Genomic DNA, 26806 nt, shown 5'->3' with positions numbered 1-26806 from the left:
GCCGAAGGCAGGACAAAGCTACACGATGGACCGCCCCGCTCACAACGGCGCGGGCAAGCCGAAAAAGTAGGCGTCGTCGCGCATCTTCTCTGCATTTCCAGCCCTATTCCGCACCGCTCTGCGGTAGGGCCGGAAAGACTCGATGGCATTCGGTACCAACGGCTGTTAACCCTCTACTTGAACAAGCGGATACAGATGGAAGGATTAAGTCATGGCTAGATGCACCGCACCAGCACAGGGCCATCGCACAGCGAGCGGGGCAGCGGCCTGCCCCGCATGTAGTAGCCGCTATGGCGGCTACCGGTCATACTCATATTCGCCCTCTTCCTACTCGCCACCCTACTCATCGTCGGGGAGCAGCGGGGGAAGCCGGAGCAGCGTCGGCGGGTCCGGCACCAGCGTAAGGCCGCGCTGGTCGCGAACAGGTTCGTCAGTTATGTACACGCCTGCCGAGGTGCGTACGCTCACTCCGGTCCGCGAAAACGTTGAGAAGCGAGCGTCCGTGCCCGATCTACGGGACGTCTTTCTCTGCCATGCGTGGGACGACCGGAAAGGGGCCGCCAAGGATCTGCATGATCTGCTCGAATCGCGCGGGGTCTCGGTCTGGTTCAGCGAGAAGGACGTCGCCCTTGGCACGTCGTTGCTCCGTGAAATTGACAAGGGACTGGCGAAGTCGAGAGTCGGGATCGTCCTGGTGACCCCTGCGCTGCTGAAGCGCGTCCGGGGAGAGGGCATCGCCGACAAAGAGCTTTCGGCACTCCTAGCGCGTGACCTGCTCGTTCCCATCGTGCACGAGACGACGTATGACGCTCTCCGCGATGTCAGCCCGCTGCTTGGATCACGAAGCGGCCTGAGCACTGCCGAAGAGTCGATGGCGGACGTCGCGGCCAAGCTTGCCGAGCTTGTCACGCCCTAGCTTCATTGTCCGCACAGGTCCGCCATCCAGATGGACTGCTTTGGCACCCTGACGTTTGTGTGACCGTCGTAACAAAATCGCAAGGCGGCCGCTTGGTCGGGGGCCATCGCGAGGTTCAAGCAACGAGTTCACCGCGAGTTCGTCTGAACGCGGGGTGCTCTGCACTGGCAGCCAGGGACTGCAGGTGTCGCGCGCGACGACCCTGCTCCCGCCCCTTCCCTACATGCTCGTAGAAACGCCGTTAATCTAGCTGCCGCTCCACCTGGAGAACCTGTGAACCAGCACGTCGAAAACATGATCGCTGCCTTCTTCGAGGCGATTGAGCCGTGGACGTCCGCATATTCCAAAGCGAGACTGAGCTTCGTAGCCGTCAAACGCGGCGACGCTCGCGTCATTCTTGCTGCGCGCATGTATCTGTCCTCGGTTTTCCGTACTCCGACCAAGGCTTTGTTCGAGGTCGGCGATCTTATTGCGGGCGAGCTAGAACTATCCGGCGGAAGTTCGGCTTTCGTCCGAGCCATTGAAGAAATCGCCTCGTCCGACGGCTTCACAATCCCCGAGGGCAAGCTCGTCCTTCATACCGACGACAATCAGAACATCTCCGTTGGACCGCCAGATCTTCTTCATCACGAGGGACTCACGAAGGGAAATCGGCTCGCGGTTTTGACGCTGTGCGGAGGCAGACGGGATAAGCTCGCCCCGCAGCCGCAAACAGACTGGATGCTTAAAGCCGCCGCGCGGCCTTTCGACTCGCTAACTGAGCTAAGCGTCGAATACGGCCTCGGCGCCGCCCCAAACACGCAGACGATGCTCGAAGTGGTCGCACACGCCGCAGCTGAGGTCTGGGTCGGATCGAGCGTCAAAGATGGAAATGCTGCTTTGGGGCTTTGGCTGGCGCCAGACCTCGACTGTGCGAACGCGCGACTGGGGTATCGAGTTCTGGACAAGGGAATCGTGGTCAATCGCGGATCGGTCGACGGCAACCAGCTCGATTGGAGCGAACGGTCAGGCGACGTCGTTGGTCAGTTCTCACTGGAGGTGCCGCGCGGCGCAGTGATTCAGTGCATCGCTTCGTACGCCGGGCACGCTCATCACCTACGCTGGTTCGCCGATCCGCAGACTTATCAAAACGCGCGCGCGGCGGTCCTTTCGAGCGTGGATCAGACCGGGACCTTGTTGCGGGGATATTTGCTTCCAGAACTTCCCCCGAGAGGCAAAGCGGCAGACGACTTCGAGTCGGCCGTCGCTTGGGTGTTGTGGGGTTTAGGATTCGCGCCCGTCAGCTTCGGGATGAGCCCGAAGACGCGCGACTCTTTCGACATTCTGGCAGTCAGCCCGCGGGGCGATTTTGTTGTCGTCGAATGCACGCTCGGGCTGCTCCGAGCCGAGAGCAAGTTGTCGAAATTGAGCGCTCGCGAAGTGGCATTGCGGAAGATGCTCGCTACGTCTGGCCTGCAACACGTTCGCGTTTTGCCGATCATCGTCACGGCAATGACTCGAGACGAAGTAAAGGCAGACCTTCGCGCGGCGGCGGAGACGGGGGTGCTGGTCTTGACGAGGGAAGACATCCAAGCGATTTTCGAAAGCGAGCGCCTGCGGTTCGCGAACGCCGATCGGGTCTTCGAGCAGGCACTGGAAAAATTGGCCGAGAGTCAGGAACCGAAAGACTCGCTTCTTCTCCCAGCGATTTGAGGCGGCGGCTGGTCAGGCACCGGTCGCGCACGTGCATTAGGCAGCAACTGAGGATCCGTGGTTTCGCATGAAGGTGCGACATGAGGGATGCACAAGCGCACCGTTTCCACGGTGACCGAGAAGAAGCTTCCAGACGTGCGCTGGCGGGCGAGACCGAGGTCCGTCCGCGAAAACCGACCCGCCACTTTAGACGCCGCGACGGTCTTGGCCAGTTCTCAACCGCTTGATTCCTTCCGGATAAGGCGCGTAGTTGCATCCCTGATCACTTGCAAGTTGTGGGCGATACTTGGCATCCGATGAGCCGCTGCTGTTGGGCGATCAGGTCGGCTTGTCCCTTCAAGGCGTTGGCCTTGTCCTCGGGTGTCTTCGGCTGCAATGCCTTAGCGATCTGACCCACGGCGTCAGTGGCATCCGGAGCGCCGTTGGTCTCTCCGTAATGCAGAGAAGTGATTGAGCCGAAGTCCGAAAGTCCGATGCCGAATGCGGTCTTCCCGAACGCTGCCGGCGAGGGAATTGGGACTTGATAGGTTTCGCGCATCGGAACCGGCACGACACCGCCCCAGATCTGGCTAGACTGAAGCATGTCGCCCGCATGACCGTCAATCTCGAGGTTCAATAACGCGACCTTGTTGAGCTCAAGCGGGAATCCGTCCGCCGGCGCCACAGTTGTCGGCGCGGTGGAATTCATGACCCGCAGATTTTCCTTGGTCGAAGTCACTTTCAGCATAGTCGTCATCCGGTCGCCAAGAACCTGCTTCAAAGCGTCGTACGCCGGCTTGCTGGCCACATCGGGCACGAAATTGATGCTGGTCTGATTCCCGAGTTGTTCGTCATAGCCAGGCGAAATCGCATTATCGATCGCAAAGACCGGATCCGCACCGGTTACGGCGGTATAGGTGATGAGCGCGTTGAACGTCAGCGTCAGAAGCGCTGCGTTCTTTGCTCCTGCCTCCGCCACGATCGCCGAATACTTGTCAACCTGGTCACATGCCTGGTCCTCGACAGTCTCGACGAATGGACCGGCAGGCGGCACCCCAAGGAGCGCGACGGCGCCGGCCACTGTAATCACGTCTTTGATGATCGTGTCGGCTTGGCCGGTACTGGTTGCATTGATGCTCGCCAAGCGCCCATCGGGCGTCAAGGTCACTGTCGCATCGGCGTCGCTAAAACTGCCATGAAAAGCACGATAGCGAAGTTGCCCCTGATGGGTGGAACCGTCCGGATTTTTCCAATCGACGTCCGCGCTATTGGTAGTGGACGGTGCCACGGAGATCACCGAACGAATAATCCGATGCTTGCCAGTCACTTTTGGGCTGCATCCGATGGTCTGCGTAACCGCGAACTGCGTCTTTGCACGGGGATAGTAGTAGTTTATCGTCACGTCGGGGATCGTTCCGCACCCTGCAAGAGCCAACGCGACGGTCGCTTGCCAAGATTTCCAAAGTGCCATCGCTTCACCCCTTGTCAGATAGCATTGGTATTGGCACAGTAGAGTAGACGATGCGGCCCCTTATTCCAAGGTCTGATGTGTTGCGATACCTCAGGTTGCTCTTCTTCTGCGCCACGGCAGTCCAGGCTATAGCCGTGATGGCCGCAGATCAGGCGGTGGCCGCTGACGCCATTTCCCCTGCCGACGCACGACATCTCGTCACCATCGTCATGGACCAGTTCCGGCCAGCGGTTGGACGCTATGTAATCCAGACATTTGACGACCTCCCGCGGGAAACCTCCAAAGTCACAGTAAAGACACCAATTGCTATCGTCGTCGGGGACTCGCGGATAGGCCCCGTGCCCGGTATCTATAGCAACTGCAGAGCCGACTCATCGACCCGAACGATTCGCTGTGACCTCAGGTTGCTTGACGATCTGATTGACGACCTCGACGCCTACGCCCGGGTGTACAGCGAGACCCAAAGGGCTAAGGTGCGCGAACATATCCTGCAACTCGTCCTCGCTCATGAGCTCGGCCACATCGTTCATGGTGACAAATCTGCGGCGTATCACGGCACCGAAAATGGCTTTTCGGTGTTCCACTACCTTCAATACAAGATCGAATTGCGCGCGGACGAATTTGCCGTCCAACTGATTGACCGCTACGTCAAGCCCCAGGAGCGGGATTTGGAGTATGGCACGATCGTCGACCTTGCAAGCGGGGCGGTTAGAAAGAGCCTGTGTCCGAAAACTTTTCCAGCCCCGTGTCCCTGTCCGGGCTATACGAATGCGGCCTCGTGCTCTCGAGTCCCGCTTGGGCCGGGGCTGGTCATTGCCGACAATGACCAGATTCCGGTGACGTTGAGCGGTACTCACCCTGTCTATGTCGTTCGCTTCGCCCGGTTACTATACCTTTCCCGCGATCCAAAGGCTCACGGCTTTTACTCGAAAGAGGCGAAGCAAGTCCTTCTTCGCGTCGTCGTCCTCAACGAACAGGGGCAGCCGGAAAGCGCGGCTGCTGTTTTCAAATAACGGTGCGGCGGTGTAAGAATCTTGCGATCACCGCAGCCAAGTCTAGGAGAAGGATATGGCGCGTTTCATCGATCGGCGCACGGTCCTGGCTGCGGGTTTGGCCGTCGCTGCTGGCGTGGGCTTAACGAGGACCGTGCAGGGCGGCACTTCGGGTACTCCACAATCTCTACCTGGCGGTTGGATTCCCGACCGTCCAGATCCGCGCGACCGCTTGCTCGTTACGCCTCAGTTCGCCAATCCAGGACCGCGGCCGGCGTCGGCCGACCTTTCCGGAAAGTTTCCCCCCGCTTATGACCAGGGCGATATGGGAACTTGCACCGCCAATGCGATAGCAGCGGCCGTTCAGTATGCGAGGCGAGTTCACAAAAAGCCTGACGACTTCACGCCCTCCCGCCTATTCATTTATTATCAGCAACGTAAAACTGAGGGAAGCCTAACACTGGATGCTGGTGGACAGCTGCGGGACGCCATCGCGTCTGTGGCCAATGTTGGAGTCTGCCCCGAAAGTGACTGGCCTTACGACAATGTACCGGGCGACCCGCGCACCCACCTCTTTCCCCCAAACGCCCGCGCGATACAAGCGCCGCCTTCAAACCTCTTACAGAAGGCGGGCAAGTACCGCACTATCTCCTATGAACCGTTGAGCAGGGACATTGCCGTCCTTGAAAGTTGCATCGCCAGCGGTTACCCATTCGCTTTCGGATTCCGGATCTATGGCCCCTTTGATAAATCCACCAAGGTGCTGCACAAGCCTAGACCAGATCAGCTGACTCCGATCATGGGACACGCGGTCTTGGCCACTGGTTACGATCAGTCCAAAAGAACGTTCCGCATCCGCAATTCCAGCGGACCAAGCGCGAACGACCATGGCTACTTCGACATGGACTACGACTACTTCCAGAACTCCGACTGGACGGGAGATTTTTGGGTTGTCTACCAAACCACGGGTTTCGTCGACTGACCTGATGCGCGGAGACAGACGCTGAACGAGGTTCGTGATGCGCCGGCCGTGAAATGCTGGTTTTTACAGTGGCATCTTCGCATGTTCACGCTCGCGTCTCAGATGGTGCTCGTTCTGGTCGCGGGATATGCGTGGGGCATTATTGGCGTAACGGGAACGCCACTGCCGACCGATCCGGTGACCATGATCGATCGCGAACAGTGTATTGAGTAGGTCTGAGGCGAGTGCCTCACACTGCGGCTCTAGGCGGCTGGGGAAGCAGCGAAGGCTTGAGTGAGGTCGGTCGCTACTTCCACGCCGAAGGAGCCAACGCTGCGCCGGTTGACCTTCGCAGTCGACGCCCGGATGCTTGGAGCGAAGTGAAATGGGGACTAGGCGTGCAGCGGCAGATTGACCGGCTTGCTTCCAGCATGGACAACCGCGTTCACTTTCGGACGTGTGAACGCGGTCTTCTCGAACGCCGGCGGCGATTAGCGCCTGCTATGCCAATCGCCTTTGGAACTACCGTTTGGAGTCGCTTGGTAAGCAACACGTTGGCCGACACATGCCGCGGGGGCATTCCCGGAATATCGCTCGTGGCCTGCAATTGAACCATCCCGCTTCCCACGAGAGAAACCATGCTCTGCCATGTACGCTCTCCTAAATGTAGCCTCTCGGCCTTCGCAGTACGCGCTGCATTCCTCTAAAACAGCATAGACGTAGTCAGGCGATGCAAAGGCGTCCGGTTACGGAACACTTCCTTTTGCCTAGTGAAGTCGCGGCCATGAAGCGCTCTCGCGGGTCCTATGTCAATACGGCAAGGACGGGGGAGATTGCTCACGCAGTGGTCGGCGACGCTTTCGTGGTGACCTGGCGGCATGCGGCTTGACCTCGCGCAGGACCGATTCAAGGTCGAGGAGCGCTCTTTGAATGTCAACGATCGCCGCCTGAGGCTCGATAGCATCGAGCGCCCGCTCGGGCAATCCAAGCTCAACCTCCAAGCTGCGAGCCCGCTTCTCGTTGACGGGACGTGCGCCTGGACTGCTGGGGCTCGATAGCATTTGGCTGAAAAAGGAGGGCGATACTCCAAGCGCAGCGGCAAGGCGGGTTCGAGTTCCCTTCGGGCATCGGCCCAAGGCAGCGCGCAAACGTAGACGGCGCCGCTCTGGCAACGGTAGTTGCGAGAGCTCAACGCCCGCCGTGTCTGCGGCTCCAAGTCCGTCGAACACAGAAGCGTCGCGCTTTCTGGGCGGCGGTGAGTCGCGCATCTGCGCGTGCGCCTCGCGGCTCGCCTTGATCTCCTTTTGCGTGCGAGTCCTGGCTTGGCGGTTTCGCTGAATCGTGTCTCGGAGTCTGATCAAAAGAGACGCCGAGTCCTTTTTATTTCCTGGTTCGGTGGCGGCTAACACGACGCTCTCAAGCATTTGGAGTTCACCCTTTTGCGCATGCGCCATTGCTTGTAGGCTGTCGAACTTCAACTGCGCCGTGACGTCCTCAAGCAGATTCTCTTCAATCAGACCTTCCACCACCGTGGTGATCGACACGCCGCGCTGATGCGCTGCTCTTTTCAGCCGCGCGTGCAAGTCGGGACAAATTCGTACGGAGAGCATGTCAGATTTCGCCAATCAATGGTTTAGCAAATGCCTTCACTTTAGCAGACATCGCTACGCCGGTGAGCTGGAGGCATGCTTTGTCAAACCTACTGCAATGCCGCGGCAGGCTATACGGAGAATCACGATGTCGAAAGACTCATGGGCCGCGCGTATCAAACGTGACGGCAACATCAACGCCATTAAGGCGCTCTCGAAGTCTTGCTCGGTCGAAGAAGTCAAGGTGTGTTTTGCGCGCGGACGGATCAATCTGCTCACTGAAGGAGGCGACATACCACTGCTCAGGAATTTGCCCGAACTCGAACGTGTGGCGCTGCCCAAGAAGGTTTACATGGCATTTTTGACCGAGCGCGAGATGAATCGTGTACTGGCGAGTGTCTGATTGAAGCGGCGGGACTGTCGGCATAAACACCGCCGGGCAGGACCCTCCACCCTCCACGTCCCGGCATATCTGCTTCAAGCCGGTCGTGGCCGGTCGGTGCGACAGTTCGCGCGAGTTGGGTTTTGCGCCGTGACGACGCGACACCGCCGACCTTGCGCTGAAACCGAGAGTATCCGCTTCGTATCCGAAACTCCGCGCAGCGAGCCACGGATTTCGGCGCACCCATATTTGCCGCTTGGAGGATCGCTGCGCATCCGCGCTTCAACATCTCCAGGGTGGCGGAGAACCACATGCTGCGCTGGGTCGGCGCGGCGAGACTCGAGTTCAGGAAAAGGAAGGCCGTGCAGCTCGGTTCGGCCAACAAGCAACGTTCACTGACAACGTCGAAACGTCCGTCCTGCTTGGTTAGGCAAGAAAACGGATCGTCACTCGACGCTTTGCCGGCCAACTTTAGTAAGCTCGCGCCGGCGGCGTGTTGGTTAAGTGCAGTCGCCCACGTTCCACGTGCTCTACGCTATTATTTCCTACCATCGAGATTTGCGAGCGCTCTCGATAGATAGGAAAGGCATATCAAACAAGATCGACAAGAGCATGACGCGAGAGAATTTCACTGCCGCCGTTCGGAAGACAATCGAACGGAATGCCGGATATGTATGCAGCTTTCCTGGATGTAATCGAAGGACGGCGGGCCCGGGACCAACTCACAACACCACGTCGCAAACGGGTTACGCCGCTCACATTTATTCCGCGTCTGCAGCTGGACCGCGAGGACAAGGCGGCCTATCGGCGTCAGAGCTTAGCAGCGCAAGCAATGGGATATGGTTGTGCGGCGTTCATGCCAAAGCGGTTGATAACAACAGCGGCGTGGCCTATTCGCCGGAAACCTTGCTCAGCTACAAAGCGTTACACGAGGCTCGCGTGTTACTCGAACATGAGGGACTTTATCCGCCTGTCGGATGGTTGCATGAATTGACGATTCTGCGTGGACCGCTATTTACATCACCCCAAACCGTGCAGCTGGCGAAGCTAAATCTTCTTTATGGACCGAACGAGACAGGCAAGACTGCACTTACAGAGTGGATCGCCGGGTTCTTTGACCGACGCATTCTGAAACGCTGGGAGGAATGGTCGGACCAACCCCTTGAGGTGAGGCTTTCACTGCTCAACCCCAAGCTTCAGACACTACAGTTCATATGTGACAGTGAAGGCACAAAATATTCCATCGACCAAAAATCCGTCGCCTTCGTGCCGATAGGTTTCAACTTATTCAGGCCTTCAAGACCTAATTTTTCAATCGACGACGATTTAGCGATGCTCTCCGACGCATTGAAGCTCCCAGAGAAAACTGTTCGTTCGCTGTTGAGCGAAGTCAACAGCTTCGCTCATGCCGAAGTTTCAAATCTTCGCTTTGAACCGAGCGAAGATGGCTCCAATGTCCTGACATGTGACCTTCACGGGACACACCCTGGTCTTGCATTGCGCTCTCTCAGCTCCCGAGAAATTGAGCGCGTGATTATTGAACTAATTACTGCCGCGGCAAGGCTTTCAGGGAAATACTGTCCGACACTTTTAATTCTCGACGAAGTGCCCAGCTTGATATTCGAAGGTTTCTTTGAATTCTACTCTCGACACTTTCTGGACCCGTCGAATCAATTCCAAACTGTGATGTGCTTACCCACGCGGGGTCTGGATCTCGAAGCCGTCGTGTGGAATGGCTGGCAAGTAATCCGCACTGAAGGAAAGCGACCTAGCGTCAGAATCAGCCAGAGGATAAGGCCGGCGCAAGCGTGAAGCATTGCAAAAAAGGCAGCTTCAGACGTTTGTTCAGGTCCGACTCCCACCGATGCAGCCATGGACGCGATGCCCCGTCGTCAACAGAACAGATCGTCGAGCCGGTTCTGTCGCTGTAATTGGAGGCGTCGACGCAGGTCCTTTTCGCGAGGCGGAGCTCGCTAACTGCAGACATGCGCCGCAGGTTCACTCCTTGGATGCCCGCCTCCACCCCAAAGCACACACCTTGCGCGGCGGCGCTCTCCGGCTCCAAGTGCTCAGTGTCCGGCGAAATGCCGAGATCCCTGCTCAGGCCACGCCAATGCGTGAGCACCAGTACGGGCTGCTCGGTCCAGTGCCCTTCGGCAAACCGGGCGACTTCAATCACATCTCGCATGGCCAAGGCTCCGTCGAGAGCACAAGAAAAAAGCGCGGCCACGGCCGCGCTTTTGAAGAGTATTGCTTTCTGCCCTTAGGTGGTTACGAGCGGCGCCGTCTCGCCTATAACTGCCTCGAGACGCTCGGTGACAAGAACGCCCGTCAGCACATGTCGAAGCGGCACGCCGTCAATATCGCTTGTCGCTCCCAGCTGGAGAAGCCCAAGGCGTACAAGCGATGCCATCTGATGCCACGCGTGCACCGTCGGGGCCTGTTCGGGATACCGGAACGTCTCCTTGGCTAGCCTATGATTCTCAACGTCGACGCTACCGATGAGACCGCGCCGGCTACCATCGGCTTCATGGATGGCAAAAAGAACAACAACCTTTCCGACGCGCTTCCAAGACTCAATAGCCGACCAAACCTCTGGGTCCGTCATCTGGGCAACCCAATTGACTTGCAAATCATCCATCTGATAACGCATGGTCATGAAGTTTCCGTCGACAAGCGGGACATGTCCACATCCAAAGCAAGCACTGTCTGCCACCTTGGAAAACAGATGAGCTTCATACGGCGCCACTGGAAACACCAGAACGGGCGTGTCATCGGGCATTCCGCGAGTATGCTTCGGCCTGTTGCCCAACGATCGCAGCGGCAAAAGTTGGCCCGTCGCGACGAGGTCCGTCTGGGATTCGCTCAGCTTAGTCATTTTCCTTCTCCTGCAAAATCATCAACAATCCAATACTTCTCTCTGGCGCGTCGATCGCACCCCGGTGCGGGTCCCATCTCTTCTGTCCTCGCGAACTGGTGAAGCACGAAGGGGCCACACTGTCGTATAGAGCGTCCATGCACGCATGACGGTCACGGGAGATGGTGCGATCACACAAAATTTCGCGCATTCGCGACATTCGGCCGCCTGGCGCTGACTTTCAGCGAACCGGGATCGTCGTTGCACCGCCGATAGAGGTCGCGGTGTCGACACAACCTGGTTACTCACTCGACAGCCACCCTTTTCGGCGCGCGATTCATGTACTTCCGAAGTCGCTCGAAAATTCCGCGCCATAGCTCTGTTATCGGCGCGAATCACGACGAACTTGAGGATTCGGAACTTCATGTGAACAGCCTGTTGAGCCGGCGGCTCAGGCCCGGAGCGCGAAAGTCCAGCCGCTCCAGCACGAGCTCGGCCGGTGCACGTGCCGCGACCAGCCGGTTCAGGCAACGTCCGACTTCGCTTTCGAGCCAGCCGCGCATCGCGGCGACGTACCTGCGATACCGTGCGTGGCGGCTCGGCTTGAGGCGGCGACATGGGACTAACAAGCGACCGCGAAAAATCACCGTTGAGTTCGTCGCTGATCCCGACGGATTTAGCGACCGCACCGCGCGGCGGACATCCGCTTTCCTTCAGTTGACCCGATGGCCGGTTCGGGTTGCTGGTTGATAGAAGCGAGCGTGGACGCGGGGAATTGCGCTGTGGCAGGCGTGGGCGTCGTGTCGCGGCGCTGCCCGGTCGCGAACAGTGGCGAATGCGGTGTCGGCGCTGCACCCTGGATGCCCGATTCAGGAGTCGCCCAGGCTACGGCGAGGTGGGCGCCGCTTTCGGGTAGATGGTTGGCAGCCAGGTGGTGGATGGTTCGATTCGTTCCTGTCCATCCGGAAGAACGAGATTCGCGACCTCGTCAATCGGTTCGTCGCTCGAACCGCCTGTCGAGCATCCTTGCCATCAATCGTCGGCGTGCGTGGACGCGCCCTATCGAATCCGGCCGGCGATTAGCGCCTGCTACGCTTCGAGATAGCCTCATCGGCGCGACGGCGGCCGTTTGCGCAGCAAAAGCTGTAACGGGAATCACAGCAGGACCGCGCCTCACCGCGACGTCCGCGCGGAATTGCGCCGCGACTCATACGGGTCCGCGCAGTAAGTCGAGGCGTTGCTTATTTCTTCGTTGCCGGATCACAGGCAGCTTCGCTTCCTTGTTTTCGCCGATGGTCTACACTCGATCGGATACGTATCACTGGTGAGCCACGATGTCGACAAGCGCGAATATTGCGACGCCAGCAGAGGCAGACACGATGGCACTCGCTCGGAAGCGCCTGGAAGAGTTGGTTCGGAATCTGGGCCCCCGTTTACCAGCCGATGTTCGACCTGAACTTCTGGACGGCATGGAAGCGATACTCAACGAGGTTCTGAGTCAGCACTTTGCGCGTCGCGCTGATGCCGACGATTTCATGTCCACCGCCGACGCGGCGAGGCTGCTATTCGTGTCCCCTCCGCACGTCGCAAAGCTGATCGAACAGGGAAAGCTTAAGCTTCACCACAAAGCGGGAAACAACTGTTTCGTGTTGAAGGCATCGGTGCTGGGGTATCAAGCCGACCAGCAGGCTGCGATGAGGGCCTACCAAGCTTCGGCAGGCGAAGAAGAATAAGGTCGACTGTGGCCCACGGGGCAGGACGCGAGAGTTGTCGTCGATCGCGAAATTCAGCATTTCACCGCGACGCTTGTAGAGAACCGTGTCGCAGAGGAAACTTCTGTCGGGCGCTTGGATCGCACCCGCCCTCTTATTTTGCCCGCCTGCGATGGCGGGTTTTCTTTTTCGTCAGTGTCAATGGCACCGCCGGAGAATCAGGGCGCCAACATTTGCGCGGAAGTTGAGCGGCAGCGGTTTGCGCACGCAGAGCAACTTTCCGAGCAAACGTTGCAACGGTGGCGGAGAGTCACGGACCAAAAGACCAGTTCTGCAGTCGGGCAGTCCGCGACGGCCGGCCCGGATCGCTAGCCTGAAAAAAAATAGCGAGCGCAGCAGCATGTGCTCGCGCTCGCTTGCTTACAGATTAGATTGCGTCATCGTCATTGAAATCGCAACTCCATATTTTCCGGGGGCCATCAATCAGCTCAACGGTCTCTTGCCCGAGCTTCGGTTACCAGAAATCTCCCTTCTTGTCCCACCACGTCTGCGGATAAACGACCATACCGGTACCGTTCGCAGTTTCGAAGCAGTCTTGCATGAAAACATACCAGTCGTAAAACTCAGGTCACCTAGTGCCCAAGCGTCGATGTACCACTTCTCGAAGTCGGCGACGAGCTTTCTGCAAACGGCCGGACCGAAGGTCATACCGCGGAGACCATAGCGGAGCAGTTCCCAGAACGGCCCACGACCCTCGCTTTCCGGATATTTGGTTTCGTCGACTACCAACTCCGACAGTTGGATCGACCAGTCGACCATCCGACTCGGGTGTTCTGCAAGTCGCTCGCCGCCCGTAATGAGAGCAGCCAACTTCTCACACCCTTCGAAATAATAGTTGTCGAGAAAGAAATGACCACTGGTTGTACCCCCAGGGTTCCTCACCACCTCATAGAGCGCACCGATTTCAAGTCCTTCAGCGAGCTGGGGATAATCAGGAGGCGCGACTACAACCATGTGCGTTGAAACATTCCATGGGCTTCCTGGACACATTATCTCGGCAGGATAATACGGTGGCTCTACTTTCCGTACCAGCGGATTGACCTCGAAATACGCGGGCTTACTCATATATTTATGCTCCGAATGGTTTGCGATATCGGCGGTCGCGCCGAAAGCACGCGCAAAAAGCACGGCACAGCGCTGGACGCACGAGATCAAGTAAGTTCAGAGCACAACCAATTCCTATCCGTTCCGATTACGGTGGACGCAAAAAAGTTTGCGATTACAGTTGGAATTGGCGAACGTTGCATTGCGTTCGCCTGAGCGTTTCCCTACGTAATCAAGATTCAAATGTCGACGTACTCGTCACCGCGAAGTAGCTTAATCGTTTCTACTCCGAGCTTTGGCTCCGTGTCTTCATCCCAGTAACATGGATGTATAACCATCCCTGCGTCACCGACCAAGCGGAAGGTGGACCACATAAAATTGTACATCTGAACGAAATCCGAATTGCCCAAGACGGAGGCCTTCAGCTTCCATTTGTGAAAATCCGCATCCAGCTTCTTGCAGACGACCGGCCCGAAAGTCATCCCGCGGATGGCATAACGGAGCATCTCCCAGAAGGGTCCACGCCCGTCGGTTTCCGGATAGTTGTCCTTATCTTGGACGAGTTCTGAAAGCTTATTCGACCATTCGACCTCGTCTTTTGGTCTTTCTCGCAGCTTTTTGCCGTTCGTGACCAAGCTGACCAACTTCTCACACCAGTCGCGATATTGCTCACGCGAGGAGATGCCGTGCAATACTGCGCTATTGCTCCCGTCGGGTCGCAACACCGCCTTGTAGATGGCGCCGATTTCTAGCCCGTCAGCCAACTTAGGATAATCGGGCGGTGCGACCACTACCATCTCCTTGAAATCGCTAGAACCTTCTGAATACGGCCCCTCAATCTTTTCGACTTTCGGGTAAACGAGGAAACATCCTTCCATGTACATTGTTGCACTCCAAATCAATTGATTAATCGACAGTTCGTCGAGACCACGCCGGAATGCTCGAATAGGTGCCCGGCGCAAGAGATCAAATATATTCAGAGCAAAACAGGTACCTCGTCGCTTGATTAAATTAATGGCGTTGAACAAACGAAAAAGACGAATTTAAGCCAACGTACTTTTCTACCTTAACCCCGCGCCTCGTTTCCCGGTCAGGCATTTGAATGAGTGCATTCTAGAGCCGAAGTGGGGCATTGAAAAGAGCGTCCAACTCAAGTAAAGGCGAGTGATTTCGGGAAAAACAAAAAAGCGGCCGGAAATGGAATATGATTTTTCAATCTAGGTGTTTACCCTAACCTCGCCTTCACGTCGCTTGGTTCGCCGCAATGCCTTGCTCCCAGACGCAGATCGCAATGTCGAGCGAACCGGATGGTCGATGTGGAAGCGGGCTGCGCGCACGACGTGATCCTCCCGGTGCGATGGCGACTGACAATGCTCGCGCGAACTTGATGGCGGGTTCCCTCCGGTTTAGGCGGCGCCGCGCGTTGTCCACGGCCGGTCGGCGGGTCGCCTATTTCGACCACGACGCCGGCCGGCGGTGGGCAACTCGCTGGTGATGCAGTCGTTTTGGTTCTCATGAAGTTGCTCGTAGTGCATCGGCGAGATGGTCAGATGGCCGTCCCCGACGTTCTCCGAGCAGGCGTTGCAAAAAATTGGGGGGAGCGTCCCTCGCTGCCTCCGATGGTCGCCAAAAGCATCTGTAAGCACGGCTGCGTCGCGCGAAAAAGCCCGACCTTTTGGAATGGGCCCGGGCGCATTAAGACCTGGAAATCAAAAAATTACATTCATTTAGTAGGTAATTTTCATTATTAACAAAATTCGCGCAACCCATTGAAAACAAAGAGAATTGTATGATAAAGTTCAACTATAGATTGGCCGTCTCAGCAGGCCACTTCAACCAGATTTGTTCGACGCTTCGAAATCATCTGTGGGCGCCGAATTCTCAAAACAATTTATAGGCATTTTTTGGAGTGCGGCATGACGGACCAGTTTTTTCTTGGATATTACGTTACCTATTGCGGTCTTAAGAAGCGCGCGAACGCGGGGATACCAGTTACAGCACTGTTCGACCCACAATCCGGTAAGCGACGCGAAGAACTCATCCGTTTCGAAGGACTAGCTGAATATCCGCAACTCAGCGCAGGACTTGAAATCGGTGCGGTCTACTCATGGGGAGAAGCATTTTACTTCGACGTAAATTGCGCGGAAAACGGGTATCTGTCGTTCCTCGCTAAATTGGCTGAGATGGTCGGTCACGACCAGGAGATGGCGACTCCGAACACGCCGCCCCCGTTCTTCGAACTGCTGCGATACGGGTTGCAAGCCGTTCCTTTCGGGTCGAAAGTCGCCAGAAAATTGCAAAACGATTTTAATGAATGGGATGAGCGTGCGCGTTGCTATGCGGACGATGCGTTCTACGACCAATATCGTAACGCCGAGGCATTCATCTCAATGGGCACTCAAGGCGCTCTATGTTTCGTTGGAGAAGTGGAGTGCCTGCCATACGAGTTTCGCAGTTCGTGGAAAGGAGCTGGTCAAGACCTTCTCTTTTTTGATACTGAAACAGAATGCCTCCCTCAACAGGTTCCCGATTCCTGGAAAGAAACCGGTCCGACTGATTGGGCCGACGACCATTTGATTTAAAAGCCGCTGGCAAAGAGGTTGGCACTTGCGATTACGGAGTGGCCCGGGCACCGCGCTGCTGAGAGCTTGGGGCACCGCGCTGCTGAGAGCTTGGGGCACCGCGCTGCTGAGAGCTGGGGCTCCGCTCTCCGACAAGTCAGCACCGTGGAAAAGCCTTTCGCAGGCCTTTGGGTTCCGTGTGCGAAGGCGAGATCGCAACAGTGCCGCGGAGCGGATAATAAGAAAGTCGAAAGCTCAGGCCGTCGGCATCGAGGCAGGAAAATCATGGCCACGTCTTGCTCGCAGACCGGTTCAGCTCGCGGATATTGGAGAAGTATGCGATTGGTGCAGTCGAAACGGCGCCACAGGCCATTTGAAAGGCGGTGAGGGAGACCGAGAGTAGCGCGGCGAGGGTTGGAGGCTTCTGAAGCCGTCAGAGAAGGAAGAGCGGGATCGGCAGCACAGAGAAGAACATTCGCTGCCGGCGGGTTGCGGCTCATGGAGCCTGAGAGCAGGGTCACCGAAAATGTCGTGCCGGCGATGGCTACCACCGATGGAGAGAGCCACGTTTAAGTTTTCGGTATGTGGACCGCGGAATCCGGGCATCAATTCACGAGTATCGCGGCGGACCGTACAATTTTGGCGACCTTGCCCGAGCGGGCGGGCGCCGCAGACACACTACAACCGCGCGAAGGGGACCTGGAGGTGTCACGCGGGAGGGTCAGGCAGGCCGGTGCCCTACGCGGCGGTGTGAGGCTGCGAATAAAGCATAACTTGGCCCAACGGACAATAAAGCATAAGGTGTCCAAGTGGCCATTTTATGCTTAACGGCACAATAAGCGTTTGATAAGGCTAAGAAATGCATGGTGGGCCGGGTGGGACTCGAACCCAGCCATTGGGGCATGTAGGGGCACACAGGGGCACTAAGTGTTTGATATGTCGAAGGGCCATGCCCCTGTATGCCCCTCCATGCCCCTCGACTGTCCCCGGAATTGTCCCCGGCTGCGTTCCGGACCCGCGCGTACCAACCGAATGGACGTCGCATGGCGGCGGCTGTCCGGCTTGCCCTGCTAGCCCTCGACGTCCCACCGCTGGCGCTGGCGCCGCTTCTTTGACCTTTCAAGGTTCGCGCAGTTGGGACACCACGATCCCTGCTTAATGACCGCCGGCGTGGTCTGCCACACATGCCCCAAACGGCATTCCCAAGTGAGCTTAACACCTACCGCTTCCGTCTGCGTCGACAGACACTTCCCGCCGCGCGATTCGGCCAACGCCTGCAACATCTCAATCGACGTGCGCTGTGCCGTCTTCACGCATCGGCCGCACCAGTGCCCCAGCCAGATCGGGCTGGCCGACTGTGTCCACTCATGGCCCGCCGCACAGCGGAAGCGGTAACGGTCGTGCGAACCGGTGTACTCGGTGGCAAGACATTCGCCGTTGTGACGGCGCGCGGCTGATTGCAAGCGTTCGAGGCCATCCTGATAGAAATGGCTCTCGGTGGCTCGCGGACCGAACTCGTCCTCAATTAAACATTGCCTGCACCACGAACCGCGCACGATTTCCGATCCCTGCGCTTCCCATCGATGAGCCGCCCAAGCTTCGCGCCCGCCGTCCAGTCACCATCTCCTTCGACACTCGCCAAGTCCCAGCCGCGCACCCACTCGATGTAGGTCGTCGGGACGATGTCGACTACCGCGATGCGCTCGGGCTTGAACAGATCGCCCTCGGGCGGCGCCGGCATCTGCTGATACAGCGACGCCCAGGTGCGCGGGTTCGATTCATACTGCGCCCAGTGCTTGCGGTCGAACCACTCGGGCCACAGGTAGTCGCCCTTTTCACGGCCGAGCGGATCGGTGTCGGTCTCGCAGCGAGCCTGCAAGCACAGTACGTCCCATGTATTGCCGTCCCGGCAGGCGATGCGCCCGCTCTCGCCGTGCCAGCCCTCGGGCAAGATGCGGCCCGCCAGATCGTCCTCGTGCCAGCGCGTTTGGATCAGCACGATCCAGCCACCGGGCACCAGGCGGGTCTTCAGATCGTCCTCATAGGCGTCGAACACCTTGTCGCGTACGACTTCCGAGTCGGCCTGCTCGCGTCCGCGCACGGGATCGTCGATCAAAAGCCCGCCACAACGGTTGCCGGTGACCCCGGAGAGAATGCCGCACGCGAGATATTCGCTGCCGTTGTTAAGCGCAAACGCGTGCGCCGCATGAGAGTCGGCGGCCAGTTCCGTGTTCCACATGCGTTGCCAGCGGGCTTGTCGCACGATCGAGCGCGTGCGCCGGCCCATACGGCTCGCGAGTGCATCGCCATAGCTCGCGAGGATCAGTCTGCGCTCGGGCGCCGCGCCCAGATACCACGACGGAAAGACGACCGAGGCATACGTACTCTTCCCGCTGCCTGGGGGCGTGAAGATCATCAGCCGTCCGTGCGGCGTGCGGCTGGTCGCCTCCACACGCTCCATGATCAGCCGATGATGCGCGGCCAGCGGCCTTGCGATCGGCTCGAACTCATCGCAGTCGTCGGCGTCCGCGTCATCGCCGGCGTCCCCTCCAACCGGACGGCCCGGCACTTCGATCGCATTCGCATACTCGACGATATCCGACCGAGCACGGCGCCGCGTAAGCAGTTCGGCCGCTGCCTTCTCGACGCTGATGGCGTCAACGCAATCGGCGGAACTGATGCGACTGCCGTCCTCGGGTGACGATGGTTTCGAGTTCGGCATCGCTCATCGACTGCACACGTAGCGGCCCGCCGTTGGCCCCGGTGACCTCGACCGCCTGTGCCGTCTCCTTCCAGTGCGCGCGGCACTTTAGCCAGAAGATCGCCGCGATCGTGTCGCCGCCGGTCGCCTTGTTGTAGAGCGACTGCGCGACGTTGCTGTTGGCGCGCACCGCGCCTTCAGTGAGTTCCTGCGCGAAGTGGCGGCGCAGTGTCTCTTCGGTCACCGGACGGCCACGCGCGCCCGTCACCAGCGCACAGATCTCCGCCACCGAGGTCCCGCATGCCGCGAGCTTGAGCACCAGCTGGCGCTGCGCCGCAGCGGGGGTAAAGGCGCTGCGTGGCATGGACCGTCCTTCCCGAGGGTGGGCATCGCTTCCCGGTCAACGGTTCACGACAGATTCGCTCGCGGCCGTTGCACCGATCGCACAGATGCAAATGACCACATAAACGACTCGCTTTCGCGTTGCGTCAGAGCGGTAATGCTCCCCGCCTCAACCCAACACGGAACCACCGAAATGAACACCATGGTCAATGATCAAGTCGGCGCAGCGACTGCGCCGCAACACCTCTATGAACAACTGTCCGACAGCGGGCGCGAGTGCATCGCCATGCTGCTCGGCTTTTCCTCGTGCGAGCACGCGAGTGCCTTTCGCGTGGCTCTCAAAGAGATCGCGCCCTTGCACAACGGCTTCACCATCGGCGAAGCCCTGAAGGCGTACGTCGCGCACATCACCCACCGGCTCGCCTAGGGGCTGAGGCCCGCAGGAACCACCTCCACCAAGTCGACTTGAGTGGCAAGACCATCAACAACTACGTCTCCGTGCTGCGTCAGGCGTTCACACTCGCCGTCACCGACAAACTGCTGTCCACCAACCTCGCCGAAGCCGTGCCGCGCGCCAAGCACCAGCGCCAGCCTGCCGATACGTTCTCGCGCGCCGAGTCGGAGGCGATCATCGCCGAAGCAGCGAAGGTCGATCCGCAGATTCACAACTACATCGAATTCTGGTTCTGGACGGGGCTGCGCACCTCCGAGCTCAACGGACTCGAATGGCGCTACGTGGATCTCTACGGCGACGCGGTCTCGATCGAGCGCGTGCTGGTCGGCGGGGAGGAGAAGGATCGCACCAAGACGGCCGAAGCGCGGCTGGTGCGGCTCAATAGCCGCTCACGCGCCGCGTTACAGCGCCAACGTGCGGTCACAGGGCTCGCGGGCGGGCGCGTGTTCCAGGACCCGCGGTACGGCCGCCCCTGGCACAGCGAGGAGGCGTTCCTGCGCGTTTACTGGTCGCGCATCCTGAAGCGGCTCGGCATCCGCTACCGGCGCCCCTACAACATGCGCCACAGCTATGCCACCAGCATGCTGATGGCCGGCATGACGCCCGCGTTCTGCGCCAAGCAACTCGGCCACACGGTGGAGATGTTCCTGCGCATCTACACCAAGTGGATCGACGGCAACCAAAACGACCTCGAGATGGCGCGGCTGGAGTCGGCGCTGGGCATGTCGGTGGCAAGCTCACGCTGAATCAGTACACCCCAGGCTCTCCCGCTGGGCGATTCTTGAAACGCCGATGCACCCAATAATATTGCTCGGGGCACTGCCGGATCAGCGTCTCAAGAAACGCGTTGATTCGACTTGCATCGAGCGTATCGCTGTCTGAGGGAAACTCGCTGAGCGGTTCGTACACCGTCAGTTGATAGCCCTGGTAATCGGGCAGCACCTGCGTGACGAACGGCACGACCCTCGCTCCGGCCAGTTTCGCCAGGCGCGAGACCGAGGTGAGCGTACAGGTGGGAACGCCGAAAAACGGCACGAACACGGAGTTCTCGATGCCGTGGTCCATGTCCGCCGCCAGCATCACGGGGATGCCCGAGCGCAGCAATCCCACGATCTTTCTCGCACTCGTCGAGCGTTCAATCATCTGCGCGCCAAATCTCCCGCGCTGCCGCCGAGCCAGTTCGCACAGCCGCTCGTTCGACATGCGCGTGTACAAGGACGCCGCCGGCAAACGCGTGGAGTAGAGAATGCACCCCACCTCAATACTCACAAAGTGAAAGCCCAGAAAAATCGTCGGCCCCGCGTCTTGGGCGTCCAGGTCGATGCGGCTTTCAATACGCACCAGCTTGTTTAGCGACTGCTCGCTGCCAAACCACTGGATACCCCGTTCGAAATAGCTTCGAATGACGTGTTGAAAGTGTGCTCGCGCCAGGTCATCGTACTCACGCGCATGCTTGTCCGGAAAGCACAGGCGCAGATTCACCAGCGCGATATGTTTTCGGGAACTCGGAATCGCATACAGCACCGTGCCCACCGCGTGACCCAGGCGGGCAACCCACGCGTAGGGCAGCACCGCGAAAAACCGCAGCAGCCCCACTATCAGAGCCAAGCCGAGTTGCCCGACGCATTGCTTCAGCAGAGGCACGCGCCCATCTTGACTGGAATTCACTGCAACCCTACCTGTTAGCTTGACCGGACCGGCATCGCCGTCCACCGGCTCGATCGTGAAAAAGCAACATACCTTCACCGAAAGCTAACCGTCAGTTTAGGATTCCGAATTCAAAATTGTCCCTGGCACGTCCCTGAAACGCGTTAAATTTCTCTAAATCTTTGATTTTACGGAGGAATATTGGTGGGCCGGGTGGGACTCGAACCCACTGTCGGTCGATTATGAGTCGACAGCTTATACCAGTTAAGCTTCCGGCCCTGAGACAGCGCATACAAGCGCAGCAAGCAAAAAGAGACAAAAAGAAAGCGCCGCAGCGGCGCTTTCTGATGCTTCAGAACGATGCGCAAGGCGACTCTCGAAGGTCTGCGAGTTTGCCTTACAACGTCTCTCAATACAAGCCCGCCGAACGCATCAACTGCCTTCGAGGAACGATTTCAGCTTGTCCGACCGACTCGGATGGCGCAGCTTGCGCAACGCCTTCGCCTCGATCTGCCGAATCCGCTCGCGCGTCACGTCGAACTGCTTGCCGACTTCCTCCAGCGTGTGATCCGTGCTCATCTCGATGCCAAATCGCATCCGCAGCACCTTCGCCTCGCGCGGTGTCAGCGAGTCCAGCACGTCCTTCACCACATCGCGCATGCTCGCGTGCAACGCCGCATCCGCCGGCGCGACCGTGTTGTTGTCTTCGATGAAATCGCCGAGATGCGAGTCGTCGTCGTCGCCGATCGGCGTCTCCATCGAAATCGGCTCCTTCGCAATCTTCATGATCTTGCGGATCTTGTCCTCCGGCATCTCCATCTTCTCGGCAAGCGTCGCCGGATCCGGCTCCAGACCGGTCTCCTGCAGAATCTGCCGCGAAATGCGGTTCATCTTGTTGATCGTTTCGATCATATGAACCGGAATGCGGATGGTGCGCGCCTGATCTGCAATAGACCGCGTAATGGCCTGCCGGATCCACCACGTCGCGTACGTCGAGAACTTGTAGCCGCGACGATATTCGAACTTGTCCACCGCCTTCATCAGGCCGATATTGCCTTCCTGAATCAGATCGAGGAACTGCAAGCCGCGATTCGTGTACTTCTTCGCGATCGAAATCACGAGACGCAAGTTCGCCTCGGTCATCTCCCGCTTCGCCTGCCGCGCCTTCAATTCGCCCGCCGCCATCTGACGGTTCGTTTCCTTCAAATCCTTCAGCGGCAGCACCACGCGTGCTTGCAAATCCAGCAGGCGCTGCTGCTGTTCGCGAATGGCCGGAATATTGCGCTCGAGCACGGCGCTATACCCATGCCCTTCGGCAACGACCTTGTCCGCCCAGTCGAGATCCGTCTCGTTGCCCGGAAAACGCGAGATGAACTCGGCGCGCGGCATGCCGCACTTGTCGACGACCGTATGCAGAATCTGCCGCTCGACCTGACGCACTTCGTCGACCTGCGCGCGCAGCGTGTCGCACAGGCGCTCGACGGTGCGCGCCGTGAAGCGAATCGACATCAGCTCGGTCTGGATCGCCTCCTGCGCCTTCAGATAGGCCTTCGACTTGTAGCCTTCCTTCTCGTACGCGCGGCGCATCTTCTCGAACCACTCGCTAATCAGCGAGAACTTCTCGAGCGACTGGCGCTTGAGCGCCTCGAGTTGAGCGGCGTTGGCGCTGGCTTGCGCAGCGCCGTCGTCCTCTTCCTCTTCTTCGTCGCTTTCCTCGTCCGTTTCCTCTTCCTCGGACTCGATCGCCTCAGCTTCCTGTTCGGAAAAGCCGTCGGTGTCTTCCGCGTTCGGATCGATGAGGCCGTCGACGAGTTCGTCCACGCGCGTTTCCTCGTTCTGCACGCGCTCGGCCATCGCGAGAATGTCCGCGATGGTCGTCGGGCAGGCGGAAATCGCCATGACCATATGCTTGAGGCCGTCCTCGATGCGCTTCGCGATCTCGATTTCGCCCTCGCGCGTCAGCAACTCGACCGTGCCCATCTCGCGCATATACATGCGCACGGGATCGGTCGTGCGGCCGAATTCGGAATCGACGGTGGACAGCGCGACTTCGGCCTCTTCCTCGACTTCATCGTCGGAGGATGCATTCGGTGCGTTGTCGTTAAGAAGCAGCGTCTCGGCATCGGGCGCCTGCTCGTACACCGCCACGCCCATGTCGTTGAACGTGCTGATGATGCCTTCGATCGCCTCGGTCTCCGTGAAGTTGTCCGGAAGGTGATCGTTGATCTCGGCGTACGTGAGAAAGCCGCGCTCCTTGCCCAGCTTGATGAGCGCGCGCAGCTTGGAGCGGCGCTCTTCAAGCTCTTCGACCGTGCCGGGCGCGCTCGACGCGAACGCGTCCTTCAGCAGCGCCTTCTCCTTTGCGCGGCGGTCGCGAGCCCTGGCCTTCTCGACCTTCGCCGCAGGTGCGGCGGCCGGCTCTGCGTTTTGCGTTGCGTCGTCTTCGACGGGTACATCGTTCAGCTTTTTCGTCATGGAGTTCGCCATACAGGCTCTAGTCTCGACTCGCGGCTGCCGGACGGCAACCGATTGAACCGTGAATACCCAATGCGCACGCCGCTTCCTGCTGACCTGCCGCGTGCCCCTGCCCGGAGCCCTATCGCGGTTCGAACGCACTGCGCCCGATCGTGAATCGCTCTACCCGCAATAGCAGCCGCTTCGCTTGCGCCCGTCTGTTCGTCGGCGTGCTTATCCGCTCGTTCCCGCGTGTCTCGGCACGCTTTCGCGGCGCATTACTGCACTCGCCGCTACCGCGTCCGCTCGACAGCCGATTCAGCCAGCGCCTTGCTTCACCCTACCCGACCTTCCCGATCTACTCTGTCACGCGTCGCTCGCTGGCCCGCGTCGATCTGACGCGAACCCGACAAACTAAGTGACTAAAAACAACGAATTTTGAACTTTTTATTATAGCAGTTCACCTTTCGGCATCTGCGCTAGCGGCCCTGCCAGCCTTGATCTGCGCGACTTTCGCCGACAAGTCCGAGAACTCAGCGACCTCTTCCGCCGACAAGTTCGATTGCCGCGCCAGTTGGTCCAGGCGCGCTCGATACGTGTCGTGACGCAGCTTCACCACCGTCGCCTGCAATTCCTCCGCTAACAGACGCTTCTGCTCTTCCACGCGGTCCGCCGCACCTTCATCCGATGGATCGCGAAGCAGCAGATCTCGCACGTTTTCATCATAGGCGAGAATTTCCTGGAAGATATCCTCGTATGTAGGCGCATTTGCAGCATTTCTCAAGACATCCGACAGCATCTGGAATTCCGCCGCGCCGCCCAGTTCACGCGCGTGGCCGATCACTTCGCTGAACAGTTCGCCGTGCTCGGTCATGGTGACGAGCGTGCGTTCGCTATCTCCATCGAGCGATACCGCGATGCCCGGATACATCACCAGATTGCGCAGCGCGCGCTGTTCCTGGCCGGTCACGCGACGACGTTCGCTTTTCGGCACCGACGCGCGGGCCACGGCGGCGGCGCGCGAATCGATGTCGCACAGCGCCGCAATTTCCGTGAACGGTGTATCGAGCCGGTCAGCGAGCATATGCAGGATCTGCACCCGCAACGCGTTCGCCGGGAGCGCCTGCAGGAGCGGCTTGGCGTCGAAGAGCGCCTTTGCGCGACCTTCCGGCTGTTCCAGCTCCTTGTCGTTCAGCACCTCGTTGAGCAGAAATTGCGACAACGGCATTGCGCGGTCTACCTGCTCGCCAAAGCCGTCCGTGCCGAACTCGCGGACGTAGCTGTCCGGGTCGTGCTCCTTCGGCAGGAACAGGAACTTGACGGTGCGGTTGTCGGCGGCGTGCGGCAGCGCCGCTTCGAGCGCGCGACGCGCGGCGCGGCGGCCAGCGGAATCGCCGTCGAAGCTGAACACGACGGTGTCGGTCTGGCGGAAGAGCTTTTGCACGTGGACCGGCGTGCAGGCGGTGCCGAGCGTCGCCACGGCATTCGCGAAACCCAGCTGCGCGAGCGCCACGACGTCCATATAGCCTTCGACGACGAGCGCATAACCCAGTTCGCGGATCGCAAGACGCGCTTCGAACAGGCCGTACAGCTCGCTGCCCTTGCTGAACAAGGGCGTCTCCGGCGAATTCAGATACTTCGGCTCGCCGCCGTCGAGCACGCGTCCGCCGAAGCCGATGACATTGCCCTTCACATTGCGGATCGGGAACATCACGCGTTCGCGGAAGCGGTCGTAGCGGCGCGCCTGGCCTTGCGCGTCCGTCTTCTCGCTGACGATCACGAGGCCCGCTTCGACGAGATTGTCGTTGCGATAATCCGGGAACGCGGTTTCGAGGTTCTGCCAGCCGTCGGGCGCATAGCCGAGGCCGAAGCGCGCGGCGATTTCGCCGGTCAGGCCGCGCTTCTTCAAATACGCGATGGCGTTCGGCGCGGCGCGCAACTGCTTGCGATAGAAATCGCAGGCAGTTTGCATCACGTCGGTCAACGCGGTGCTGACCGCCTTGCTGGGCGCGCTGTCGCCGCCGCCCGAGCCGCGAAACGAATTCGAAGGCTCTTGCGGCACGGTGAGCCCCGCGCCTTGCGCGAGGTCTTTCACCGCCTCCGGAAACGTCAGCCCCGTGTGTTCCATCAGGAAGCCGATTGCCGTGCCGTGCGCGCCGCAGCCGAAGCAGTGATAGAACTGCTTGGTCGGGCTGACCGTGAACGACGGGCTCTTCTCGTTATGGAACGGGCACAGGCCCATGAAATTCGCGCCGCCCTTCTTCAACTGGACGTAGCGGCCCACCACGTCGACGATATCGACGCGGTTGAGCAAATCCTGCAGGAATGCGTGCGGAATCACCGGTAGTCAGCGCGGCGTGCGTTACTTGGCGAGCGCGGCTTTGACCTGCGCGGATACGGCGGTCATGTCCGCCTTGCCCGCGAGCTTCGGCTTCAGGACGCCCATCACCTTGCCCATGTCCTGCGGACCAGCCGCGCCCGTCGCGGCGATCGCGGCCTGCACTTCGGCGGCGATGGCATCGGAGGAAAGCTGCTCGGGCATGTACGCGGACAGAATGGCCAGTTCGGCCTTTTCCTTGTCGGCGAGATCGGTGCGGCCGGCGGATTCGAACTGGCTGATCGAGTCCTTGCGCTGCTTGATCATCTTGTCGATGACCGCGGTGACGGCGGCGTCGTCGAGCGTCACGCGATCGTCGACTTCACGCTGCTTGATCGCCGCGAGCAGCAGACGAATCGTGCCGAGGCGCTCGGTTTCCCGTGCGCGCATGGCGGTCTTCATGTCGTCGTTGATCTGGTCTTTGAGGCTCATCGTTCACCCGGTGCAATTGCGAAATGGAAAGTCCCGACCGACGTTCGACCGCGCCGCGAAAGCAAAAACCCGCTTGGGAGCGCCTCCTCAAGCGGGACTGTAGCGAGTCGTTGGAAGCTCCGAGCGATGCGCGCCGCCGTAACGCCAGTCAGAGCGAAGGAGCGGCGCGAGAGCGCACAAGGA

24 protein-coding genes and 1 tRNA gene are annotated in these 26806 nt (G+C 59.2%); 11 read left to right on the top strand and 14 right to left on the bottom strand.

The features are described from left to right. Positions 1 to 436 precede the first annotated feature (436 nt). Together AB6804_RS16430 and AB6804_RS16425 are read left to right on the top strand one after the other, a co-directional pair. Positions 437 to 916 (top strand): toll/interleukin-1 receptor domain-containing protein, encoded by a 480-nt coding sequence (locus tag AB6804_RS16430; protein WP_370887322.1) that lies wholly within the window; start codon positions 437 to 439, stop codon positions 914 to 916. 273 nt (positions 917 to 1189) lie between these two features. Next, the gene (locus AB6804_RS16425; RefSeq protein WP_370887321.1) at positions 1190 to 2608 is read left to right on the top strand and encodes a hypothetical protein; all 1419 of its coding nucleotides are present in this window, start codon (positions 1190 to 1192) and stop codon (positions 2606 to 2608) included. Between the two features lie 262 nt (positions 2609 to 2870). Here AB6804_RS16425 and AB6804_RS16420 read toward each other — a convergent pair whose 3' ends face one another. Continuing rightward, positions 2871 to 4058, bottom strand: coding sequence for a hypothetical protein (locus AB6804_RS16420; RefSeq protein WP_370887320.1), 1188 nt, complete (start codon positions 4056 to 4058; stop codon positions 2871 to 2873). A 137-nt stretch (positions 4059 to 4195) separates the two neighbouring features. Here AB6804_RS16420 and AB6804_RS16415 point away from each other — a divergent pair, with 137 nt between their 5' ends. From AB6804_RS16415 to AB6804_RS16405, 3 genes are all read left to right on the top strand, one after another. Then, complete coding sequence (locus AB6804_RS16415) at positions 4196 to 5071, top strand: ImmA/IrrE family metallo-endopeptidase (protein WP_370887319.1); 876 nt, start codon at positions 4196 to 4198, stop codon at positions 5069 to 5071. 55 nt (positions 5072 to 5126) lie between these two features. Then, the gene (locus AB6804_RS16410) at positions 5127 to 6032 is read left to right on the top strand and encodes a C1 family peptidase (protein WP_370887318.1); all 906 of its coding nucleotides are present in this window, start codon (positions 5127 to 5129) and stop codon (positions 6030 to 6032) included. An 81-nt stretch (positions 6033 to 6113) separates the two neighbouring features. Continuing rightward, positions 6114 to 6245, top strand: coding sequence for a hypothetical protein (locus AB6804_RS16405; RefSeq protein ID WP_370887317.1), 132 nt, complete (start codon positions 6114 to 6116; stop codon positions 6243 to 6245). A gap of 575 nt (positions 6246 to 6820) precedes the next feature. Here AB6804_RS16405 and AB6804_RS16400 read toward each other — a convergent pair. After that, positions 6821 to 7621 (bottom strand): hypothetical protein, encoded by an 801-nt coding sequence (locus tag AB6804_RS16400; protein WP_370887316.1) that lies wholly within the window; start codon positions 7619 to 7621, stop codon positions 6821 to 6823. A gap of 127 nt (positions 7622 to 7748) precedes the next feature. Between AB6804_RS16400 and AB6804_RS16395 the strand changes: the two genes are divergently transcribed. Then, complete coding sequence (locus AB6804_RS16395; protein WP_370887315.1) at positions 7749 to 8003, top strand: hypothetical protein; 255 nt, start codon at positions 7749 to 7751, stop codon at positions 8001 to 8003. Between the two features lie 822 nt (positions 8004 to 8825). Then, positions 8826 to 9794, top strand: coding sequence for a hypothetical protein (locus tag AB6804_RS16390; RefSeq protein ID WP_370887314.1), 969 nt, complete (start codon positions 8826 to 8828; stop codon positions 9792 to 9794). Here the strand turns inward: AB6804_RS16390 and AB6804_RS16385 are convergent. The 3 genes from AB6804_RS16385 to AB6804_RS16375 all read right to left on the bottom strand — a co-directional run bounded on the left by AB6804_RS16385 (position 9763) and on the right by AB6804_RS16375 (position 11402). Beyond that, a complete protein-coding gene (locus AB6804_RS16385; RefSeq protein ID WP_370887313.1) occupies positions 9763 to 10170 on the bottom strand; it encodes a hypothetical protein in 408 nt (135 codons plus the stop codon). The genes AB6804_RS16390 and AB6804_RS16385 overlap by 32 nt on opposite strands. 75 nt (positions 10171 to 10245) lie before the next feature. Beyond that, positions 10246 to 10860, bottom strand: a complete 615-nt coding sequence (locus tag AB6804_RS16380) for a hypothetical protein (protein WP_370887312.1) — start codon at positions 10858 to 10860, stop codon at positions 10246 to 10248. A gap of 401 nt (positions 10861 to 11261) precedes the next feature. Next, complete coding sequence (locus tag AB6804_RS16375) at positions 11262 to 11402, bottom strand: hypothetical protein (RefSeq protein ID WP_370887311.1); 141 nt, start codon at positions 11400 to 11402, stop codon at positions 11262 to 11264. A 771-nt stretch (positions 11403 to 12173) separates the two neighbouring features. Here AB6804_RS16375 and AB6804_RS16370 point away from each other — a divergent pair. Further along, entirely contained in the window at positions 12174 to 12572 is a 399-nt protein-coding gene (locus AB6804_RS16370) for a helix-turn-helix domain-containing protein (RefSeq protein ID WP_370887310.1), read from the top strand. 462 nt (positions 12573 to 13034) lie between these two features. Here the strand turns inward: AB6804_RS16370 and AB6804_RS16365 are convergent, their stop codons facing one another. Both AB6804_RS16365 and AB6804_RS16360 read right to left on the bottom strand, forming a co-directional pair. Next, positions 13035 to 13676, bottom strand: coding sequence for a hypothetical protein (locus AB6804_RS16365; protein ID WP_370887309.1), 642 nt, complete (start codon positions 13674 to 13676; stop codon positions 13035 to 13037). A gap of 218 nt (positions 13677 to 13894) precedes the next feature. After that, positions 13895 to 14539, bottom strand: coding sequence for a hypothetical protein (locus tag AB6804_RS16360; RefSeq protein ID WP_370887308.1), 645 nt, complete (start codon positions 14537 to 14539; stop codon positions 13895 to 13897). A 1032-nt stretch (positions 14540 to 15571) separates the two neighbouring features. Between AB6804_RS16360 and AB6804_RS16355 the strand changes: the two genes are divergently transcribed. Then, positions 15572 to 16237 (top strand): hypothetical protein, encoded by a 666-nt coding sequence (locus AB6804_RS16355; RefSeq protein WP_370887307.1) that lies wholly within the window; start codon positions 15572 to 15574, stop codon positions 16235 to 16237. A 1504-nt stretch (positions 16238 to 17741) separates the two neighbouring features. On the opposite strand, the gene AB6804_RS16350 is transcribed toward AB6804_RS16355, so the two are convergent. Both AB6804_RS16350 and AB6804_RS16345 read right to left on the bottom strand, forming a co-directional pair. Next, entirely contained in the window at positions 17742 to 18938 is a 1197-nt protein-coding gene (locus tag AB6804_RS16350) for a terminase large subunit domain-containing protein (protein WP_370887306.1), read from the bottom strand. Next, the gene (locus AB6804_RS16345) at positions 18874 to 19281 is read right to left on the bottom strand and encodes a hypothetical protein (RefSeq protein ID WP_370887305.1); all 408 of its coding nucleotides are present in this window, start codon (positions 19279 to 19281) and stop codon (positions 18874 to 18876) included. The genes AB6804_RS16350 and AB6804_RS16345 overlap by 65 nt, the downstream gene beginning before the upstream one ends. A 171-nt stretch (positions 19282 to 19452) precedes the next feature. On the opposite strand from AB6804_RS16345, the gene AB6804_RS16340 reads away from it, so the two are divergent. Both AB6804_RS16340 and AB6804_RS16335 read left to right on the top strand, forming a co-directional pair. Further along, positions 19453 to 19686 (top strand): hypothetical protein, encoded by a 234-nt coding sequence (locus AB6804_RS16340; protein ID WP_370887304.1) that lies wholly within the window; start codon positions 19453 to 19455, stop codon positions 19684 to 19686. A 38-nt stretch (positions 19687 to 19724) separates the two neighbouring features. Further along, the gene (locus tag AB6804_RS16335; RefSeq protein ID WP_370887303.1) at positions 19725 to 20459 is read left to right on the top strand and encodes a tyrosine-type recombinase/integrase; all 735 of its coding nucleotides are present in this window, start codon (positions 19725 to 19727) and stop codon (positions 20457 to 20459) included. 1 nt (position 20460) lies between these two features. Here AB6804_RS16335 and AB6804_RS16330 read toward each other — a convergent pair whose 3' ends face one another. From AB6804_RS16330 to AB6804_RS16310, 5 genes are all read right to left on the bottom strand, one after another. Continuing rightward, positions 20461 to 21348 carry a lipid A biosynthesis lauroyl acyltransferase gene (locus tag AB6804_RS16330; protein WP_370887426.1) on the bottom strand — a complete coding sequence of 296 codons (888 nt, stop codon included), beginning with the start codon at positions 21346 to 21348 and terminating at the stop codon, positions 20461 to 20463. Positions 21349 to 21562: 214 nt separating this feature from the next. Next, positions 21563 to 21639: transfer RNA gene (locus AB6804_RS16325), tRNA-Ile, on the bottom strand. 153 nt (positions 21640 to 21792) lie between these two features. Next, complete coding sequence (gene rpoD / locus AB6804_RS16320) at positions 21793 to 23847, bottom strand: RNA polymerase sigma factor RpoD (protein ID WP_075583150.1); 2055 nt, start codon at positions 23845 to 23847, stop codon at positions 21793 to 21795. Between the two features lie 427 nt (positions 23848 to 24274). After that, positions 24275 to 26155 (bottom strand): DNA primase, encoded by a 1881-nt coding sequence (gene dnaG / locus AB6804_RS16315; protein ID WP_370887302.1) that lies wholly within the window; start codon positions 26153 to 26155, stop codon positions 24275 to 24277. 21 nt (positions 26156 to 26176) lie between these two features. Continuing rightward, positions 26177 to 26623: a GatB/YqeY domain-containing protein gene (locus AB6804_RS16310; RefSeq protein WP_244795555.1), complete on the bottom strand. Its 447-nt coding sequence runs from the start codon at positions 26621 to 26623 to the stop codon at positions 26177 to 26179. Between the last annotated feature and the right edge of the window lie 183 nt (positions 26624 to 26806).

The sequence above is a fragment of the Caballeronia sp. RCC_10 genome (genome assembly GCF_041360715.1).
Classification (GTDB): Bacteria; Pseudomonadota; Gammaproteobacteria; order Burkholderiales; family Burkholderiaceae; genus Caballeronia; species Caballeronia grimmiae.
The sequence above is the reverse complement of the archived record's forward strand: the minus strand, read 5'-3'. Positions and strand labels throughout refer to the sequence as shown.